This is a genomic window from Verrucosispora sp. ts21 (genome assembly GCF_002879555.1).
GTDB lineage: Bacteria > Actinomycetota > Actinomycetes > Mycobacteriales > Micromonosporaceae > Micromonospora > Micromonospora gifhornensis.
In genome coordinates this window covers 1-17,380 of sequence record NZ_PNOZ01000002.1, presented here as the reverse complement: position 1 = coordinate 17,380, position 17,380 = coordinate 1, and the positions used below count along the sequence as shown (strand labels likewise).

The window sequence follows — 17,380 nt, the reverse complement described above, 5'->3', positions numbered from 1 at the left end:
CGGGTGCGGTCAGCCCGGCGGACCCTCGCTGGTCAGCAGGGACGGGTCGCGGCGGATCAGCTCGGCCAGCCGAGCCGCCGGGTCACCGGTCAGCGTCTCCTGACGGGCGGGCCAGCCGGCGACGGTGTTCGCCGACAACGGCCAGGACGGCGGTGCCGCCACCGGTTGCCCGGTCACCGTCACCTCCTGGCCGGTCCAGGCCACCCGCAGGTCGTACGCCTGCCCGTCGTGGTCGATCCGGGCGGTGACCGCCGTGCCGGGATGGACCGCGACGGCGGCCCGCAGCGCCTCGGCGACATCATCGAGCACGTGCCCGCCCGCCTCCCGGTGCGGGGCCCAGCCGGTGCCGTCGTTGCGACCGTCGGCACTGGACGGGGGTGCCCCGTCCGCCGACCCGGATTCGCCGTCGGCCGGTTCGGTGGACCGGCGGCGCAGTGCCTCCTCGCGCCGCCGCATCCGGGCCAGGGTCTCGTCAAGCCCGCCTCGCATCCGCCTCACCCCTTCCCACGAGGGGCTCCGAGCCGTTCGGCTCAGGCCCGCTTGTCCCGGGTGGCCCGGGCCAGCGCCCGGTCCAGGACGACCAGCAGGGCGTCCCGTACCGAGAGTCGATCCCGGGCGTCGAACTGCACCAGAGGTACATGGTCGCCGATCGCCAGGGCCCAACGAATGGCGCCGAGGTCGTGCGCCAGCCGCCCGTCGAAGGCGTTCACCCCGACCACGAAGGGCAGCCCGGCGCGTTCGAAGAAGTCGATCGCCGGGTAGCAGTCGTCCAGCCGGGCACTGTCGACCACCACCAACGCGCCGAGCGCGCCGCGCGCCAGGTCGTCCCACATGAAGCCGAAGCGGGCCTGACCGGGCGTGCCGAACAGGTACAGCTTGAGACTGCGGTCGATGGTGACGCAGCCGAAGTCCATCGCCACGGTGGTGGTGGTCTTGTCGAAGCGCTGTCCCGGATCGTCGACCCCGATCCCGGCGATGGTCATCTCCGCCTCGGTGGTCAACGGATCGATCTCCGAGATCGACGCCACGGTTGTCGTCTTGCCGACCCCGAACCCACCCGCGATCAGGATCTTGACCGGGATCGGTGGCGCGGGGCGCGGTGGGGTGCCGGTCGCGGCCGGCGCGGCGACCGGCGGATGGTACGGCTGGGCTGCCGGCTGGGGCGGCGGCAGACTGGCTCGCCCCACCACCGGCGGCGGAGTCGGTGTCGGGCCGCCGTAACGGGCGGTGGCGCTGTTGGCGGAGAGCGCGCCCTGCGGGGCGACCGGCCAGTCAGGAGATTGCACGGAGTCCATCAATCACTCGCAGGATGACGTCGGGGTCGAGGGCGTCGTCGGTGTCGGTGACGTGCACGTCGAGATGGCCGGCGGCGCGCAGATCCCCCACCAGCACCCGGGTCACGCCGAAGTGCAGCCGGGTCTTCGCGGAGATCTCGGCGACCGAGATCGGCTCACGGCAGAGCGCCACGATCGCCTGAAGTTCAGGAGTGAGCCGGGCGGCTGCCAGGTGCCACGCCTCGGCGTCCGCCCGGGCTGTCACCTGGGTCTCCAGGCCGATCGTCGGGTCCGCTCCGGCCACCCGGCCGGCGGTGAGCACGAACGGGCGCAGGCCGATCGGCTCGGCCGTCTCCGGCTCCGCCCCGAACGCCGCCGGTGCCCCCTCGGCGTCACCAACCGGGGAGGACGCGCGCAGGTAGGGCCGGATCCGGGGCTCCGGCCCTGTCTGCTCACCGGCGGCGTCGTGAGTCACTGCTGGACGGAATTCTTGAGTTCGGCGATCAGGCGCGGGGTGAGTGCACTACCGGCTCGACCGGCGAAGAGCGTCATCTCGTAGGCCACGGTGCCGAGGTTGGCGGACCGGTCGGCCACCACGCCGAGCACCGAGCCGCTGCTGATCGCGCTGATCAGCAGATACCCCTCGGCCATGTCCACCACGACCCGGTTCAGCCCGCCGAGGGCGTACCAACTGGCGGCACCGCCGGCCAGACTGGTCATGCCGGAGACCACGGCGGCGAGCCGTTCCGCGTTGGAGCGGTCCTTGATCGCGGACATGGCCATCAGCAGCCCGTCCGACGAGACGGCGATCGCCTCCAGCACGCCTGCCGTGCTGGACGTGAAGGTGTCCAGCAGCCAGTTGAAGGTGCGGGCCTCGGGGCTGAGGTCACCGACCGGGTGGCCCGAGTGGTCGAGGTTCTCGTGTACGTGCGGACTGGTCAATGTGGCGTTCCTTCGTCGTTGGTGCGGTCTGGACGGACATCGCGCAGAGCCCGGGCGACGCCGTGCTCGAACGCGTTGATGAGATCGCGCACCTCGGCCGGGTCGCCGGGGTGGTCGGTGAGCTGCTGCCGGTTGGGCGTCGTGACCAGATTCGCGCCGGGAACCCGCCGGGTCAGGTGGGCCGGAGCGCCGGACGGTGCGGGAGCCACCGGCTCGGGCTGCGCGTGCTCCCGCTGCTGTTCGGCTCGGCGTACCCCGGACTCGAACTGTTCGACAAGGGTGCGTGCGGCGACCGGGTCGGCGGTGGTGGCGTCCGCCGGGCCGACCTGGGGGGTGATTCTCGGCAGGCTGGCTCCGGGAACCCGCTGCCGGATCCCGGGCGGCGGGGCGGTGGCACCGGGCGGTGCCGGCGGAACCGGTGTCTGCTGCGTCGCAGCCGGGTCGGCTTCGGCGCGGGCAGCGGTGGCGAAGGCGTCCCACGACTCGGCCAACTCGATGCTCGCGGTGGCCCGGGTCAGCAGCCGCTGGTCGAACCCGCCCGGCCCGCCGGTACCGGCCACCGCCAGCCCGTCCCCGGGCCGGGCAGGGCTGGCGGGTACCGGTTGCGATGGCGTCGGCAGGGCGGGCCGGGCGGTGATCGGGGCGGTCCGGAGATCCGGCTCGGGCGTGCCGAGCACCAGGTCCGGCCGAGCGATCGACAGGGTGGCGGAAACCCCGCCGCCCGGAGTGGCGGAGAGTACGACCAGCCAGCCGTGTCGACGGGCCAGCCGACCCACCACGAAGAGCCCGAGCACCTCGGTCGGGACCAGGTCCAGCCGCTCGCGCCGGGTGAGCCGGGCGTTCTCGTCGGCCAGCCGCGCCTCGGTCATGCCGATGCCGTGGTCGACCACGGTCAGCCGGGCACCGTCCTCGGTCAGCTCGCCGTTGACCACCACCCGGGTGTGCGGCGGGGAGAAGACGGTGGCGTTCTCCATCAACTCGGCAAGCGCCAGCACCAGGTCACCGACGATCGCCGGTGCTGCCGAGACCTCGCCGGGAACCTGCACGTCCACCCGGGTGTAGTCCTCGATCTCGCCGAGGGCCAGGCGGACCACGTCGGCGAGCGGGACCGGCGCGGCGTGTACCACGTCGCCGGCCGCGCCCGAGAGCACCACCAGGTTGCCCGCGTTGCGCCGCAGCCGGCTGGAGATGTGGTCGAGCCGGTACAGGTTCTCCAGCCGCCCCGGCTCGGTCTCCTGCTGCTCCAACCGGTCGATCAGGGCGATCTGGCGGCCGACGAGGTTCTGGGTACGCCGACCGACGTGACCGAACATCTGGGCAACGTTGCGTCGGCTCGCCACCTGTCGTTCCACCAACTGGGCGGCCGTGGTCTGGACCCGTTCGAAGGCCCGGGCCAGATCGCCGATCTCGTCGCGGCCCCGGATCTCGACCCGGTCGAGACGGATCGACTGAGCCTGGTCCGCCTCGTCGTCGGCGACCCGCAGCAGCTCGGATTCGGCGACCCGGGCGACCCGGTCGGCGGAGCGGGTGAGTCGGGTCAGCGGCCGTGCGACCGCCCGGCCGATCACCAGGGCGAGCAGTACGACGACGACCAGGATCACCAGGACCAGGGCGGTCACCCAGTACGCGGCGAACAGCGCGGCCTGCCGCTCGGCGCGCACCTCGGCGGTGACGTCGGTGACCAGCTTCTTCTCCACGAACTGACCCAGGGTGATCAGCGAGGAGGTGGTCGGGTAGAGCGCCTCGATGGGAATCCGGGACGCCGCGGTGACCGGGTCCAGGGCGCTCTGTTCGAGGAAGTCCTCACCGGCACGGGCGTCCACCGCGGCCTGCTCGATGTCCATCAGCACCAGCTGTTCGGGGGTGAGCAGGCCGAGCATCTGGTTGCTGTCCGCCCGGAGGGTGGCCATGTTTGCCACGTAGGCGGTGGCGAGCCCCGGATTGGGGTCGGCGGCGATCAGCACGATCAGGGCGGCGCCCGCGCTGATCCCCTCGCTCTTGCGCAGGATGCGGTCCAGGGCCAGCACCTGCCGGCCGACCGAGGTGCGGGTGTCCACGTCGTACGGCAGCCGCAGCGAGTCGATCAGGGCGAGGTGCACCGGCGCGTACGTGCCCAGGATCTGCTCGACTGTGGCGCGGTCGGCGAGCAGGGCCGTGCGTACGGGTGCCAGTTGCCGGACCCCGTCGAGCGCGGCGCTCACCGCGGGGGTCAGGCCGTCGCCCAGTTCCGCCCGCAGGTCGGCGACCAGGTCGTCCACCTCCGCGATCTCCTGGATCAGGTCGCTGCGGTCGGCCTGCCGCAGCAGCAGACCGACGGCGAGCATCCGCTCCCGTTGCAGGTGTTGCAGGAGGGTGCCGACCCGGTTGGCGACCTGCACGGTGCCGGCGATGTCGTCGGCACGCTGTGCCACCCCGACCCGCTCCCAGACCACCGGCATGGTCAGCCCGAGCATGCAGAGCACCGGGATGAGCACCAACAGGGCGAGTTTGCCCCGGATCCGAAGCCTATCGAGCAGCATCGAAGGGCCTCCAGCGATCCGGGTCGTGTCCCTGTCCCACCGGCACCGGGGGTCGTTGCGCCGCCATCTGCTCCCAGTGACTGCCGGACGGCCGGTCCGAACCGGCACGCTCCGGCTCGTTGCCGGGCGCGTCGACAATGCCTGGGTTGTCCCTCGGGTGAGACATCCAGATGGTCACCGCGAGCGCGATCAGCAGCAGCCCGGCGAGCCCACCCGCGCCGAGGACCAGCAGGTTGTCCCGGTTGAGTTCGTCGAGCCGCTCGGCAAGCAGTCGGTCGATCTCGTCGAGCAGGACCGGCTGGAGCTGCTTGGCGGCTTCCTGCGCCTCCAGCCGGGCACCGGTGAGCCGGACCACGTCGAGCTTGCCGGTCTGGTCGGGTTGGGAGGTCAGCGCCATCGCCTCGACCCCCCGCTGGTAGGCGTCGAACGAACTGAGCACGTTCGCGCCCAGGTCGGCGCTCTCCGAGCTGTCCATCACCGCCCGAAGGTTGTTGACCAGGTCGTTGGCGGGCTGGAGGGCGGCGACCCGGTGGGCGGCCAGTTCACCGAAGGAGCGCAGCTGTTCGGTGGCGGCTCGCCGTTCGATGAGCATGGCCAGGTCGGTGAGCCGCCCGGCGGCGACCAGGGCCTCCGGCATCTCCTCCCCGACGCCGTCCTGGAGGAAGTGCGAGTCGGCGCCGGCGTCCCGGATCAGACCGCTGCTCTCCCGCACCTTCGTGTGCAGGGCCAGCAGCAGGTCGGTGACCTCGCGGTAGGCGGCGAAGGCGGCCTCCGGGTCGGTCAGCGAGCGTTCCGGCAGCGCCTCCAGCTTCGCCCGGACGCCGGCCCACCGTTCCCCGGTGCGCAACTCGCCGCCGATCCGGGCGTCGACCGCCGCGACCTGCTCGATCGCCTGTTCCAGGACCTGTCGGGGCAGCGGCCGGCGGGCGACGGCGGCGCTCTGCGCGTTCACCAGCGCCTCGGTGACCGGCGCGAGGGCCCGCAGGTACTCCACGCCCAGCCGTTCCCGCTCGACGACCTCGCGGTCGGCGTCGACGAGCCGGTGGGCCTGCACGGTGAGCAGCGCCACCGGGAGCAGCAGCGCGATGCTGAGCAGCAGCGGCAACAGCCGACCCCGGGTCCGGGGTCGGCGACGGACCCGCGGAGCGGGAACGGTCATGATGATCTCCTTGAGCGGTCGGCGCAGGTGCGGCAGCGGCGTCGACGAGCCGGTCCCGTGCGCCGGACCGGAAACTAATCGAACACGGTTGGCCCGGTACCGGCCTCACGGGTCGGCTTTGCGTCACTTCGCGCGAGGTGACGCAGGCTCATCGAATCGATCACCGTGGGTGCTGTTTTTGGGAGGGATAAGACGTACTTCCATATGGATTCCGATGGAAGGTAGGAATTTCCACAATGGGAAGTCGTCCCAAAGGTTGGCCCGATGGACGTTGTGCGGTTGACCCCTCCCGGGTGACGTTCGGCCGAACAGAACGGACGTACGGCGGAACTCAGCTAGTACACAGGTTTCGCGCCGTACCGTGTGGCGAATGAAATCGCCGATCTCGGCCGCGCGGCTGCGCCGTGCCCTGCCCACCGGTCGCCGGGCCGTCGCGGTGTCGGTGGCCGTCGTCCTGCTGGCCGCCGTCGTGGTCTGGGCCGCGTGGCCGGATCGCCCGGGTTTCCGCACCGAGTCCGCGATGCTCACCGTCGCATCCGGACCGACCGGCAACGAGCCGGTCGACCTGGACACCACGTTGTACCTGCCGAACGACGCCGCCGCGGACCGGAAGGTGCCGGCGGTTCTGCTCGCCCATGGCTTCGGCGGCACCAAGAACTCGGTCCGCACCGACGCCGAGGAGTTGGCCGACCGGGGCTACGCGGTGCTGACCTGGACCGCGCGCGGGTTCGGCCGCAGCGGGGGCCAGATCCATCTGGACAACCCCGACTACGAGGTACGCGACGCTCAGCGCCTGCTGGACTGGCTGGCCGCGCGACCGGAGATCCGTACCGACGGCGACGGTGACCCGCGGGTGGGTGTCGTCGGCGGTTCCTACGGCGGCGGCCTGGCGCTGCTGCTGGCCGCCCAGGACCAGCGGGTCGACGCGATCGTCCCGATGATCACCTGGAACGACCTTTCCCGCGCCTTCCTGCCGGAGAGCACCGGCGGGGAACCGACCCGGGGGGTGTTCAAGTCCGGCTGGGCCGGCATCTTCTTCGGCGGCGGGGGGAATGTGGGCTCCGGTCCGGCGGGAATCTCCGGCAACACCGCGGAGCCCCCCGAGGGGGCACCGTCGCCCGGTCCGCCCAGCCCGGCACCCGGGCAGGGGCCGGGCACCGCGCCGGGCGCACCGACCACCGGCACCATCCCCGACCCGGCCTGTGGCCGCTTCGCCCCCGACGTGTGTGCCGCGTACCTGAGCATCGCCGTCACCGGGCAGGCCGACCAGTCCGCCGTGGACCTGCTGCGGCGGTCCAGTCCGGCCGGGGTGCTGGACCGGATCAAGGCACCCACCCTGCTGGTGCAGGGGGCGGCGGACACCCTCTTCCCGCTCGGCGAGGCGGACGCCAACGCCCGGGGCATCGCCGCCAACGGCACCCCGGTCCGGGTCGCCTGGTTCACCGGCGGCCACGACGGCGGGGCGGGTCCGCGTACCGACTCCGACCGGGTGAAGTTCCTGACCGCCCAGTGGCTCGACCATTACGTCGCGGGAACGGCCGCCACGCCGGCGGACAGCTTCACCTTCTCCCGGATCGCCGGCTTCGACGCGCTGGACCGGGGACTGGTGGCGACCGGCTACCGCACCGCCGACTATCCGGGCCTGAACGGGCAGTCCCGGCAGGAGGTGGCCCTGGCCGGGCCGCCCCAACCGGTCGCCAACCCGCCCGCCGGAAACCCGGCGGCGATCTCCTCGGTGCCCTTCGCCGGCTCGTTGAGTTCGTTGCTCAGCGGGGTGGCCGCCGACATACCGGGCCAGCACGCCCGGTTCGACTCCGAGCCGTTGACCGAGGCCGTCGACGTGGTCGGGTCGCCCACCGTGCAGATCCGCGCCGCGTCACCCACCGGCGAGGCGGTCCTCTTCGCCAAGCTCTACGACGTCAACCCGGAAGGGGCGGCCACCCTGCCCAGCGGGCTGATCGCCCCGATCCGGTTGACCGGCCTGCCGACCCAGGTCGCCGAGGCCGCCCAGGTGACGGTCACGCTGCCGGCGATCGTCCACCGGGTCGAGGCCGGGCATCGCCTCCGCCTGGTCCTGGCCACCTCGGACCAGGCGTACACCACCCCGGTCGAGCCGACGGTCTACCAGGTCGCGGCCACCGGCCCGGTGAGCCTGCCCACCGTCGACGCCGAACCGATCCCCACCGAGGCGGTGCTCTGGCGCTGGATCCTGGTCGGGCTGCTCGCCGCGATCGTGCTCGGGCTCGTCGTGCTCGTGCTCCTGCTGCGCCTGCGACACCGCCGCCAGGACACCTCCGTGCACCCGGAGTACGCGGACACGCCGCTGGCCGTGCGCCATCTGCGCAAGGAGTACGCCGACGGCTTCGTCGCCGTCTCCGAGGTGGACTTCGAGGTGCACCCCGGTCAGGTGGTCGGTCTGCTCGGGCCCAACGGTGCCGGCAAGACCACCACCCTGCGGGTGCTGATGGGGCTGACCCAGCCGACCGCTGGAGAGATCTACGTCTTCGGTCACCGGCTGGTCCCCGGCTCGCCGGTGCTGTCACGGATCGGCGCGCTGGTGGAGGGGCCGGGCTTCCTGCCGCACCTGTCCGGGCTGGAGAACCTGAAGGCGTACTGGCGGGCGACCGGGCGGCCGGAGGCCGACGCGCACTTCGACCAGGCGCTGGAGATCGCCGGGCTCGGTTCGTCGGTGCACCGCAAGGTACGCAAGTACAGCCACGGCATGCGCCAGCGGCTGGCCATCGCCCAGGCCATGCTGGGCCTGCCCGAGTTGCTGGTGCTCGACGAGCCCACCGACGGGTTGGACCCGCCCCAGATCGCCGAGATGCGTCGGGTGCTCCAGCGCTACGCCACCGACGGTCGGGCAGTGCTGGTCTCCAGCCACCTGCTCGCCGAGGTGGAGCAGACCTGCACCCACGCTGTGGTGGTCAACAAGGGCCGGATCGTCGCCTCCGGACCGGTCGAGGAGATCGTCGGTGACTCGCCGAGCGTGCTGTTCGAGGTGAGTGACCCGGCGGCGGCCCGGGAGGTGCTTGCCGATCTCGGCGGGGTACGGGTGCTCGACGACACCGACGGGCAGCTGGTGGTCGACACGAACGGCACCACCCGCAGCGAGGTGGTGGCCGAGTTGGTCCGGGCCGGGATCGGAGTGGACCGGGTGGTGCCTCGGCGCCGCCTGGAGGACGCCTTCCTCGCCCTGGTGGGGGAGAACTCTCGGGGAAGCGGGGACCGGTGATGGCGGGATCGACTGTGGAACCCACGCGCGGCGGGGACGAACCGACGCCGTCCGGGACGGCGCGCGGTGGCACGTCGTCCGGTGGTGCGGTGACCCGGGTGGCCCCCTCGGGTGCCGGTGCCGGTTACCGACCCTCGCGGACGCTGCCGTTCGCGGCGGAGTTCCGGCGGCAGGCGTCGCGGCGGCGTACGCAGTTGGCGCTCGGCTTCATGGTGCTGCTGCCGCTGATCATCCTGATCGCCTTCCAGTTCGACACCGGCGACGACGACAACGGCCGGGGTGAGTTCGGCAGCCTGGTCTCCTTCGCCACCTCCGGCGGGCTGAACTTCACCCTGTTCACCATCTTCGTGTCAGCGTCGTTCCTGCTGGTCGTGGTGGTGGCGCTGTTCTGCGGCGACACGGTGGCCAGCGAGGCGAGCTGGGGCAGCCTGCGTTACCTGCTGGCGATTCCGGTGCCACGGGCCCGGCTGCTGACGATCAAGCTGTTGGTCGCCCTGACCTACTCGGGGTTGGCGCTGGTGCTGCTCGCCGGCACGGCTCTGCTCATCGGCACCCTCCGGTACGGCTGGTCGCCGCTGCGCAGCACGGTCGCCGCCCAGTTGGAGCCGGGCGAGGGCCTGCTGCGGTTGCTCGCCGTCCTCGGCTACCTCGCGGTGGTCCTGCTTGTCGTCGCCGGCCTGGCGTTCCTGCTCTCGGTGATCACGGACGCCGCGCTCGGTGCGGTGGGCGGTGCGGTGCTGCTGTGGATCCTGTCCAGCATCCTGGACCAGATCACCGCGCTCGGCGCGATCCGGTCCTTCCTGCCCACCCACTACAGCACCGCCTGGCTGGGGCTGCTCTCCACCCCGATACAGACCGACGACATCGTCCGTGGCGCCGTCTCCGCGATCTGCTACGCCACCGCCTTCTGGGGACTGGCCTTCTGGCGCTTCACCCGCAAGGACGTCGTCTCGTAGCCCGGCTGCCGCGAGATCCTGGTCGGTGCCGCCGGTAACGGGTGTCGTCGCACCAGGACCTCGCGGCGGGTCAGTGCTGCGGTGGGACCGTGCTCGGGGCGAGGGGTGTGGCGGGCGGCAGCGCCGAGGTGGGGGGCTGCTTCTTCCAGGCGCTCACGCCGACCCGGTTGGTGTTGCCGAGGTCGATCGGCCCCTCGACGGCGACCTCCTGCGTCGGCTCTCCCTCCGCCGGGGCGACCTCCAGCCGCTGCGCATTGGTGGCGACCACGCTCGGGTCGTCGACCAGGTTGCGCCAGAGCACTGCCGCGCCCGCGGCTTCTCCGGGCGCCAGCGTCAGGGGCCGGGGCGGGTCGTCGAAGCCCGAAGTGATCTCTGCGGCTCCGGCGATGACCCGGACTCTGATCAGGTTGTCGTCGCTGTCCAGCAGCCGTAGCTGCGGGTAGCCGTGCAGGCGGTACGGGTGGCTGCCGCAGTTGACCAGTTCCAGGCTCATCGCCCGCAGGCCCATGGCCGCGCTCACCCCGAGGGAGCTGATCCGTACGCCCTCGGCCGGACAGGGGCCTGGTGCGGCGGTGTCGGCGGTCGGCGGCGTACCCGTCGACGGGGTGGCGACCGGTGGTGGGGTGTCGGTCGCGCCGGCGGCGCTGTCCCCGGCGTCGGGGGTCGGGGCGCACCCGACGAGCAGGGCCAGCGTCGCGAGCGCCCCGACCGGGCGGCGATACGGCCGGGTCCGGCGCCGGGCGGTCGTTGCTGGAGATGTCATACGTGTCCCGCGCATCGGGACATCGTCACATCGCCCGATACCACGCGTGGTCCTGACGTCCCGGATTCGTGATCGAGGAGCACACCCGCCTCAGTAAGGGGATTCCCGTGGCGCGAGCCTTCCGCGAACCGGTTGGACGCTGAGTGACGGGACAGCGCCCGGAAGTTTCAGCCGCTAGCATGGTCTGGGAGCGTTCCCACAGTCAGAGATTGCATCGACAACTATCTATACATCTCGCATTCTGGATCCCCTCATCGGATCTACTACGGAGGTATCCGAATGCGTATCGACCGGTTCGGCGGGCCGGCACTGTCCCTGTTCCGCATGGTTGTCGGCCTGCTGTTTCTCTGTCACGGCCTGGCCTCGTTGTTCGGCATCTTCGGTGGTAACCGGGGCAGCGGTGAACCTGTGCCGCTCGGCCAGTGGCCGGGCTGGTGGGCCGCACTGATCCAGGCGCTCTGTGGTGCGCTGGTGCTTGTCGGCCTTTTCACCCGTCCCGCCGCGCTGCTGGCTTCGGGCTCGATGGCGTACGCGTACTTCATGGTCCACCAGCCCGAGGCGCTGCTGCCGATGCGCAACCAGGGCGAGTTGTCCGTGTTGTTCTGCTGGTCGTTCCTGCTTGTCGCGATCCTCGGCCCGGGAAGCTGGGCGCTGGACAACCTGTTCGGGCAGCGCGGCGGGCGGCAACTCGCTCTCGACGCCGACGCGCGCAGCTCCGTGCCGGCCTGACCCTCCCTCGCGAGAGTCGCGATCATGCTCGGACCTGGATCGGGTGGTGCTTCGGCGGCACTGATGCCACTCGATCCAGGAATGAGCGTGACCTGCGGACCAATCGGCGATTTCGCTCACAAGCTGGGACAGCCAGGCGACGGCGGCGGCGCTACTGCCTAGAATCGGCAGCACAACTGCATACCTCATCCAGAGGGGCTGAGGGATACGGCCCGACGACGCCCCGGCAACCACCTCGCGCGCTCATCGTTGAGCGTCCGGCGGGGCAGGTGCCAATTCCGTCCCCGCCGCAGAGTGCGATGCGGGGGAAGATGAGAGGACTTCGGCATGACGTCGACGCTCGCCCCCTCCGGCATCAACACCGCCACCAGCCCGGCCCGCGCTCTGGTCTGTCGCGCCTGTTCGGCCCGCTACCCCCTCGCCGCCCAGCACGCCTGTTACGAGTGTTTCGGCCCGCTGGAGGTCGACTACGACCCGGCCGCCCTCGCTGCCGTCACCCGGGAGCAGATCGAGGCCGGCCCGCGCAACATCTGGCGGTACGCCGCCCTGCTGCCCGCCGGTCAGGACCCGGCCACCCGGGTCACCCTGGAACCGGGGTTCACCCCACTTGTCGCCGCCGACCGGCTCGCCGCCGAGTTGGGCATCACCGCCCCGCTGTGGGTCAAGGACGACAGCGCCAACCCCACCCACTCGTTCAAGGACCGCGTGGTGTCGGTGGCGCTGACCGCCGCCCGGGCGCTCGGCTTCTCCCGGTTCGCCTGCGCCTCCACCGGCAACCTGGCCAACTCGGTCGCCGCGCACGCCGCCCGGGTCGGCACCCCCTCGGTGGTCTTCATCCCCAGCGACCTGGAACAGGGCAAGGTGGTGACCACCGCCGTCTACGGCGGCGACCTGGTCGCCATCGACGGCTCGTACGACGACGTGAACCGGCTCTGCGGTGAGCTGGTGGAGACTGACGAGTTCGAGGACACCGCCTTCGTCAACGTCAATGTCCGGCCGTACTACGCGGAGGGTTCCAAGACGCTCGGCTACGAGGTGGCCGAACAACTCGGTTGGCGGATTCCCGCCCAGGTGGTCATCCCGATGGCCTCCGGCGAACTGCTCACCAAGATTGACAAGGCATTCACCGAGCTGGTCGAGATCGGGCTGGTCGAGGCGCCTGCGGGCGGTTGGAAGGTGTTCGGCGCGCAGTCGGCCGGCTGCAACCCGATCGCCACCGCCCTGCACGCCGACAGCGACGTCATCACCCCGGTCAAGCCGACCGGCATCGCCAAGTCCCTGAACATCGGCGACCCGGCCGCCGGTCTGTACGCGCTGGAGGCGGTACGCCGCACCGGCGGCTGGATGGAGTACGCCGACGACGACGAGATCCGCGCCGGAGTGCGGCTGTTGGCGCGTACCACAGGGGTCTTCGCCGAGACGGCCGGTGGCGTGACAGTGGCGGTGCTGCGCAAGCTTGTCGAGTCCGGCAGGTTGGATCCGACCGCCGAGACGGTGGTGTTCAACACCGGCGAAGGGCTCAAGACCCTCGACGCGGTGGCCGGCGAGGTGGGGCCGACCCATCGGATCAAGCCGTCGTTGCGGGCCGCCCGCGATGCCGGCCTGCTCGGCTGAGTCGACCGGGCACATGATCAGCGGAAATGCCGTGACCAGCGGTAAATGATCAAGCGGAATCGCCGGTGATCGAAGTGTATTCACGTTTCTTCAGGAATGCGGAAAACACGCCGACGGGGACTTGACGGCAAGAACCGCACAGCGGAAGATGCTCCGTGCGGGAGGGCGTATCGCCGTAGACTTTCAGTCTGTACGACCCAACGCCGGAGGCGTTGTGCGATCGACCCTCCCGACCAACGTCCGAACGGGCCAGCGAAAATTCGCTGGCCCGTTCGTCTTTTCCTCGCGCAGGCTGCCGACATGACCCTCACCATCGCGCCCTTCGGTGCCGGCGACGACACCGCCATCGAGCAGGCGTACGAGATCGACACCGCCGCCTGGGCGGTGGACGTGCCCGACCTGCCCAGCTGTCGGCAACGGTTCTTCGGCATGATCCGGCACCCGATGCCCGGCGACGTGGCGGTGCACCTGCTGGCCCACGTCGACGGTGCGCCCGCCGGCTATCTGCTGCTCGACCTGCCGCAGCTGGACAACACCGAGAACGCCTCCGCCGACCTGGTCGTGCATCCGGCGTACCGTCGCCGGGGGGTGGGGCGCGCGCTGCTCGACCGGGGCCTCGACGTGCTGCGCGAGCGGGGACGTGTACGGGTGAGCACGATGAGCCCCGCGCACCTGCCCGGACAGCCGGACCGCCCCTCGCCGGCAACCGCCTTCGCGACCACCGTCGGCGCGACGGACGCCCTGGTCGACGTGCGGCGACGACTCGACACCCGCCACCTCGACCAGGCGCTACTCGACGCGCTGCTGGCCGAGGCCCGGGCCCGGACGGCCGGGTACGAACTGCTGTTCTGGCAGGGCGGTACGCCGGAGGAACACCTCGCCGACGTGGCGTACCTGGACGGTCGGCTGCTTGCCGACGCGCCGATGGGTGATCTCGCCTGGGAGCCGGAGCAGATCGACGCCGAGCGGGTGCGCGGCACCGACCGGGCGTTGGCGGCCCGCGGCCGGCGGCGCTACCACGCGGGCGTACGCCATCAGGCGACCGGGCGGCTTGTCGCGTGGACGCTGCTGGACGTCGGCGCGTCCACCGGCTGGCACGCCTTCCAGCAGATCACCATCGTGGATCCCGAGCACCGTGGGCACCGGCTCGGCCTGCTCGCCAAGATCGAAAATCTGCGGCACCTGCTCGCCCACGAGCCGGATGTCCAGGCCATCGACACCTTCAACGCGGACAGCAACGAGCACATGATCGCGATCAACGAGCAGCTCGGCTTCCGGGTGCGGGACCGGTGGAGCAACTGGCAGCTGTCGGTGTGATGCAAAAACTGGTGGCAGGGTCGGGCGGTGGCGGGCAGGCTCGCGGCCATGGACATCGCCGTAGCCCCGTTCGACCGCTGCGACGAGGCGGCGCTGGACGACGCGTACCGGATCCGCGCGGCGGTCCAAGCCCTCGACACGCCTGACGTGCCGGTCGGTGACCGAGTCGAGTTCGGCCTGGTGGCAGCCCATCCGCCGTACGGCAGTCTGATTTATCGCGCGCTGGCCCGGCAGGGCGGCGAGGCCGTCGGATATCTGTGGCTACGCCTGCCGCAGTTGGACAACACCAGCAACGTCCTCGTCGAGCTTTTCGTCGACCCGGCTCACCGGCGGCGCGGGGTGGGCCGGGCCCTGCTCGCCCACGCCCGGGAGGTGGCCCTGGGGCACGGGCGCAAACACCTGATCGCAGAGGTCGACGGGGTGCGGCCGGGAGAGGACCGGCAGCCGCCCGGTGCGGGTTTCGCGGCGGCGGTCGGCGCGCAGGCCGCCCTGCCGATGGTGCGTCGCCGGCTGGACACCACCCGGCTGGACGAGGCGGCGCTCACCGCGCTGCACGAGCAGGCCCGGTCGCGGGCGGTCGGCTACCGCACGGTGGCGTGGTGCGGCGCGGCCCCCGAGGAGTACGTGGCCGACGTGGCCCGGCTGGAGGCCCGGCTGCTCGTCGACGCGCCGACCGGCGATCTCGCCATGGAGGGGGAGCGGGTGGACGCCGCGCGGATCCGCGAGATCGAGCGGTTCCAGGCGCTGCGCGGTCGGCGGCGCTATCACCTCGGGGCGGTGCACGAGCAGACCGGGCGGCTGGTCGCCTGGACGATGATCCAGACCGGCCCGTTCACGAACTGGTACGCCTCGCAGGAGATCACAATCGTCGACCCGGCGCACCGGGGGCATCGCCTCGGCCTGCTGGTGAAGATCGAGAACCTGCGTCAGATGCTGGCGCAGGAGCCGGAGCTGCGGGTGATCGACACCTGGAACGCAGCGGTCAACGACCACATGGTCAACATCAACGAACAGCTCGGCTACCGGGTGGCCGAAAGCGCCGCGGACTGGCAGTTGACCCTCTGAGTTTGTGACACGCCTCTACTGATCGCGGGGCTTCCTGTTGCATGATGGCGGGCATGACGGACACCCCGCACCCCCACTACGACAGGCACGCCGAAACCCTCAACCGCGCGCTGACCGCGATCACGGAGCGCGGGTACTGGTCCGCCTACCCGGAATCACCGAGCCCCAGGGTGTACGGCGAGACCGCGGCGGCCGACGGCAAGGCCGCCTTCGAGGCGTACCTGGGCGGGAACTTCCCGCTCGACCAGCCCACCGACGGCCAGTGGATCGCCACCGAGACCAGCCCGTTCGGCGTCGAGCTGAACGTGACCTACCCGCACGCCACCGCCGACCAGCTGGTCGCCGCCGCGTCCGCCGCGCTGCCCGCCTGGCGCGACGCCGGTCCGCAGACCCGGGCGGGCGTCTGCCTGGAGATCCTGGCCCGGCTGCACAAGCACGTCTTCGAGCTGGCCAACGCGGTGCAGTTCACCAGCGGTCAGGCGTTCGTGATGGCCTTCCAGGCCGGTGGCGCCCACGCCCTCGACCGGGCCCTGGAGGCGATCGCCTACTCCTACGCCGAGATGGCCCGGCACCCGGGCACCGCCGGCTGGGAGAAGGCCGCCGGCAAGGGCGACCCGCTGCGGATGACCAAGACCTTCCACGTGGTGCCCCGCGGCGTCGGCCTGGTCATCGGCTGCAACACCTTCCCGACCTGGAACTCGTACCCGGGCCTGTTCGCCTCCCTGGTCACCGGCAACCCGGTGGTCGTCAAGCCGCACCCGCGGGCCGTGCTGCCGCTGGCCATCACCGTGCGGTACGCCCGCGAGGTGCTCGCCGAGGCCGGCTTCGACCCGAACCTGGTGCTGCTCGCCCCGGAGGCCGCCGACGAGAAGCTGGCCACCACGCTGGCCCTGCACCCGGCCGTCAAGATCGTCGACTTCACCGGTTCCACCGAGTACGGCGACTGGCTCGAAGCCAACGCCCGGCAGGCCGCCGTCTACACGGAGAAGGCCGGCCTCAACACGGTCGTCATCGACTCCACCGACGACTTCGTCGGCATGTGCCGCAATCTCGGCTTCACCCTCGTGCTCTACAGCGGCCAGATGTGCACCACCTCGCAGAACATCCTTATCCCCCGGGACGGGATCGACACCGACCAGGGGCACAAGAGCTTCGACGAGGTGGCCGCCGGCATCGCCGCCGCCGTCGGCAAGCTGACCGCCGACCCCGCCCGGGGTGTCGAGCTGACCGGCGCGATCGTCAACGACGGCGTACTGGAGCGGCTGGACGAGGTCACCAAGGTCGGCGAGCCGGTGCTGGAGTCCCGTACCGTCGAGCACCCGGCCTACCCCGGCGCCGTCGTGCGTACGCCGACGATCGTCAAGCTGGACGCGGGCGACACCGCGACCTACTCGCGGGAGTGGTTCGGGCCGATCTCCTTCGCCATCGCAACCGACTCCACCGCACACAGCCTGGAGATCCTGCGCTCGACGGTGGGGGAGAAGGGCGCCCTCACCGCGGCGGTCTACTCCACCGACGAGTCGGTGCTCGCCGCCACCGAGAACGCCGCGATCGAGGTCGGGGTGCACCTGTCGGCCAACCTCACCGGCGGGGTCTTCGTGAACCAGTCGGCGGCGTTCTCCGACTTCCACGGCAGCGGGGCGAACGCGGCGGCCAATGCGGCGTTGACCGACGGGGCCTACGTGGCGAACCGGTTCCGGATCGTGCAGAGTCGCCGGCATTCGTCGTAGTGGTGCGGTGGGGGGTTCCGGGGCAGCCCGACCCGCTCCGGGCGGTCAGGCTTGATCCCTGCGCGGGTCGGGCTGCC

General features: G+C 71.3%; 14 protein-coding genes and 1 riboswitch. Of the genes, 7 read left to right on the top strand and 7 right to left on the bottom strand.

The genetic code is table 11. The features are described from left to right. Positions 1–9 precede the first annotated feature (9 nt). Genes C1A38_RS00820 through C1A38_RS00795 form a run of 6 tightly spaced genes read right to left on the bottom strand, consistent with a single transcriptional unit; the run spans position 10 to position 5,894 of the window. Positions 10–489 carry a hypothetical protein gene (locus tag C1A38_RS00820; RefSeq protein ID WP_102655909.1) on the bottom strand — a complete coding sequence of 160 codons (480 nt, stop codon included), beginning with the start codon at positions 487–489 and terminating at the stop codon, positions 10–12. A 41-nt stretch (positions 490–530) separates the two neighbouring features. Next, positions 531–1,295 (bottom strand): GTP-binding protein, encoded by a 765-nt coding sequence (locus C1A38_RS00815; protein WP_199180034.1) that lies wholly within the window; start codon positions 1,293–1,295, stop codon positions 531–533. Then, entirely contained in the window at positions 1,273–1,749 is a 477-nt protein-coding gene (locus tag C1A38_RS00810; protein ID WP_102655908.1) for a DUF742 domain-containing protein, read from the bottom strand. The genes C1A38_RS00815 and C1A38_RS00810 overlap by 23 nt, the downstream gene beginning before the upstream one ends. Next, positions 1,746–2,216 carry a roadblock/LC7 domain-containing protein gene (locus C1A38_RS00805; RefSeq protein ID WP_102655907.1) on the bottom strand — a complete coding sequence of 157 codons (471 nt, stop codon included), beginning with the start codon at positions 2,214–2,216 and terminating at the stop codon, positions 1,746–1,748. The genes C1A38_RS00810 and C1A38_RS00805 overlap by 4 nt, the downstream gene beginning before the upstream one ends. Beyond that, entirely contained in the window at positions 2,213–4,735 is a 2,523-nt protein-coding gene (locus C1A38_RS00800) for a sensor histidine kinase (protein WP_102655906.1), read from the bottom strand. Before C1A38_RS00800 ends, C1A38_RS00805 begins: the two co-directional genes overlap by 4 nt. After that, complete coding sequence (locus tag C1A38_RS00795) at positions 4,722–5,894, bottom strand: hypothetical protein (protein ID WP_102655905.1); 1,173 nt, start codon at positions 5,892–5,894, stop codon at positions 4,722–4,724. The genes C1A38_RS00800 and C1A38_RS00795 overlap by 14 nt, the downstream gene beginning before the upstream one ends. Before the next feature lie 370 nt (positions 5,895–6,264). Between C1A38_RS00795 and C1A38_RS00790 the strand changes: the two genes are divergently transcribed. Together C1A38_RS00790 and C1A38_RS00785 are read left to right on the top strand one after the other, a co-directional pair. Continuing rightward, entirely contained in the window at positions 6,265–9,129 is a 2,865-nt protein-coding gene (locus tag C1A38_RS00790; protein WP_102655904.1) for an alpha/beta fold hydrolase, read from the top strand. Further along, positions 9,129–10,085: an ABC transporter permease gene (locus C1A38_RS00785; protein WP_233196549.1), complete on the top strand. Its 957-nt coding sequence runs from the start codon at positions 9,129–9,131 to the stop codon at positions 10,083–10,085. Before C1A38_RS00790 ends, C1A38_RS00785 begins: the two co-directional genes overlap by 1 nt. 70 nt (positions 10,086–10,155) lie before the next feature. Here C1A38_RS00785 and C1A38_RS00780 read toward each other — a convergent pair whose 3' ends face one another. Further along, the gene (locus tag C1A38_RS00780) at positions 10,156–10,863 is read right to left on the bottom strand and encodes a DUF4232 domain-containing protein (RefSeq protein ID WP_102655903.1); all 708 of its coding nucleotides are present in this window, start codon (positions 10,861–10,863) and stop codon (positions 10,156–10,158) included. A gap of 264 nt (positions 10,864–11,127) precedes the next feature. Between C1A38_RS00780 and C1A38_RS00775 the strand changes: the two genes are divergently transcribed. From C1A38_RS00775 to paaN, 5 genes are all read left to right on the top strand, one after another. Then, complete coding sequence (locus C1A38_RS00775) at positions 11,128–11,577, top strand: DoxX family protein (protein ID WP_102655902.1); 450 nt, start codon at positions 11,128–11,130, stop codon at positions 11,575–11,577. A gap of 182 nt (positions 11,578–11,759) precedes the next feature. Further along, positions 11,760–11,895: riboswitch (SAM riboswitch) on the top strand. Between the two features lie 9 nt (positions 11,896–11,904). Beyond that, complete coding sequence (gene thrC / locus C1A38_RS00770; RefSeq protein ID WP_102655901.1) at positions 11,905–13,191, top strand: threonine synthase; 1,287 nt, start codon at positions 11,905–11,907, stop codon at positions 13,189–13,191. A gap of 300 nt (positions 13,192–13,491) precedes the next feature. Beyond that, the gene (locus C1A38_RS00765; protein ID WP_102655900.1) at positions 13,492–14,508 is read left to right on the top strand and encodes a GNAT family N-acetyltransferase; all 1,017 of its coding nucleotides are present in this window, start codon (positions 13,492–13,494) and stop codon (positions 14,506–14,508) included. Positions 14,509–14,556: 48 nt separating this feature from the next. Continuing rightward, positions 14,557–15,573 carry a GNAT family N-acetyltransferase gene (locus C1A38_RS00760; protein ID WP_102656012.1) on the top strand — a complete coding sequence of 339 codons (1,017 nt, stop codon included), beginning with the start codon at positions 14,557–14,559 and terminating at the stop codon, positions 15,571–15,573. Positions 15,574–15,626: 53 nt separating this feature from the next. Next, complete coding sequence (gene paaN, locus C1A38_RS00755) at positions 15,627–17,303, top strand: phenylacetic acid degradation protein PaaN (RefSeq protein WP_199180033.1); 1,677 nt, start codon at positions 15,627–15,629, stop codon at positions 17,301–17,303. Positions 17,304–17,380: the final 77 nt, after the last annotated feature.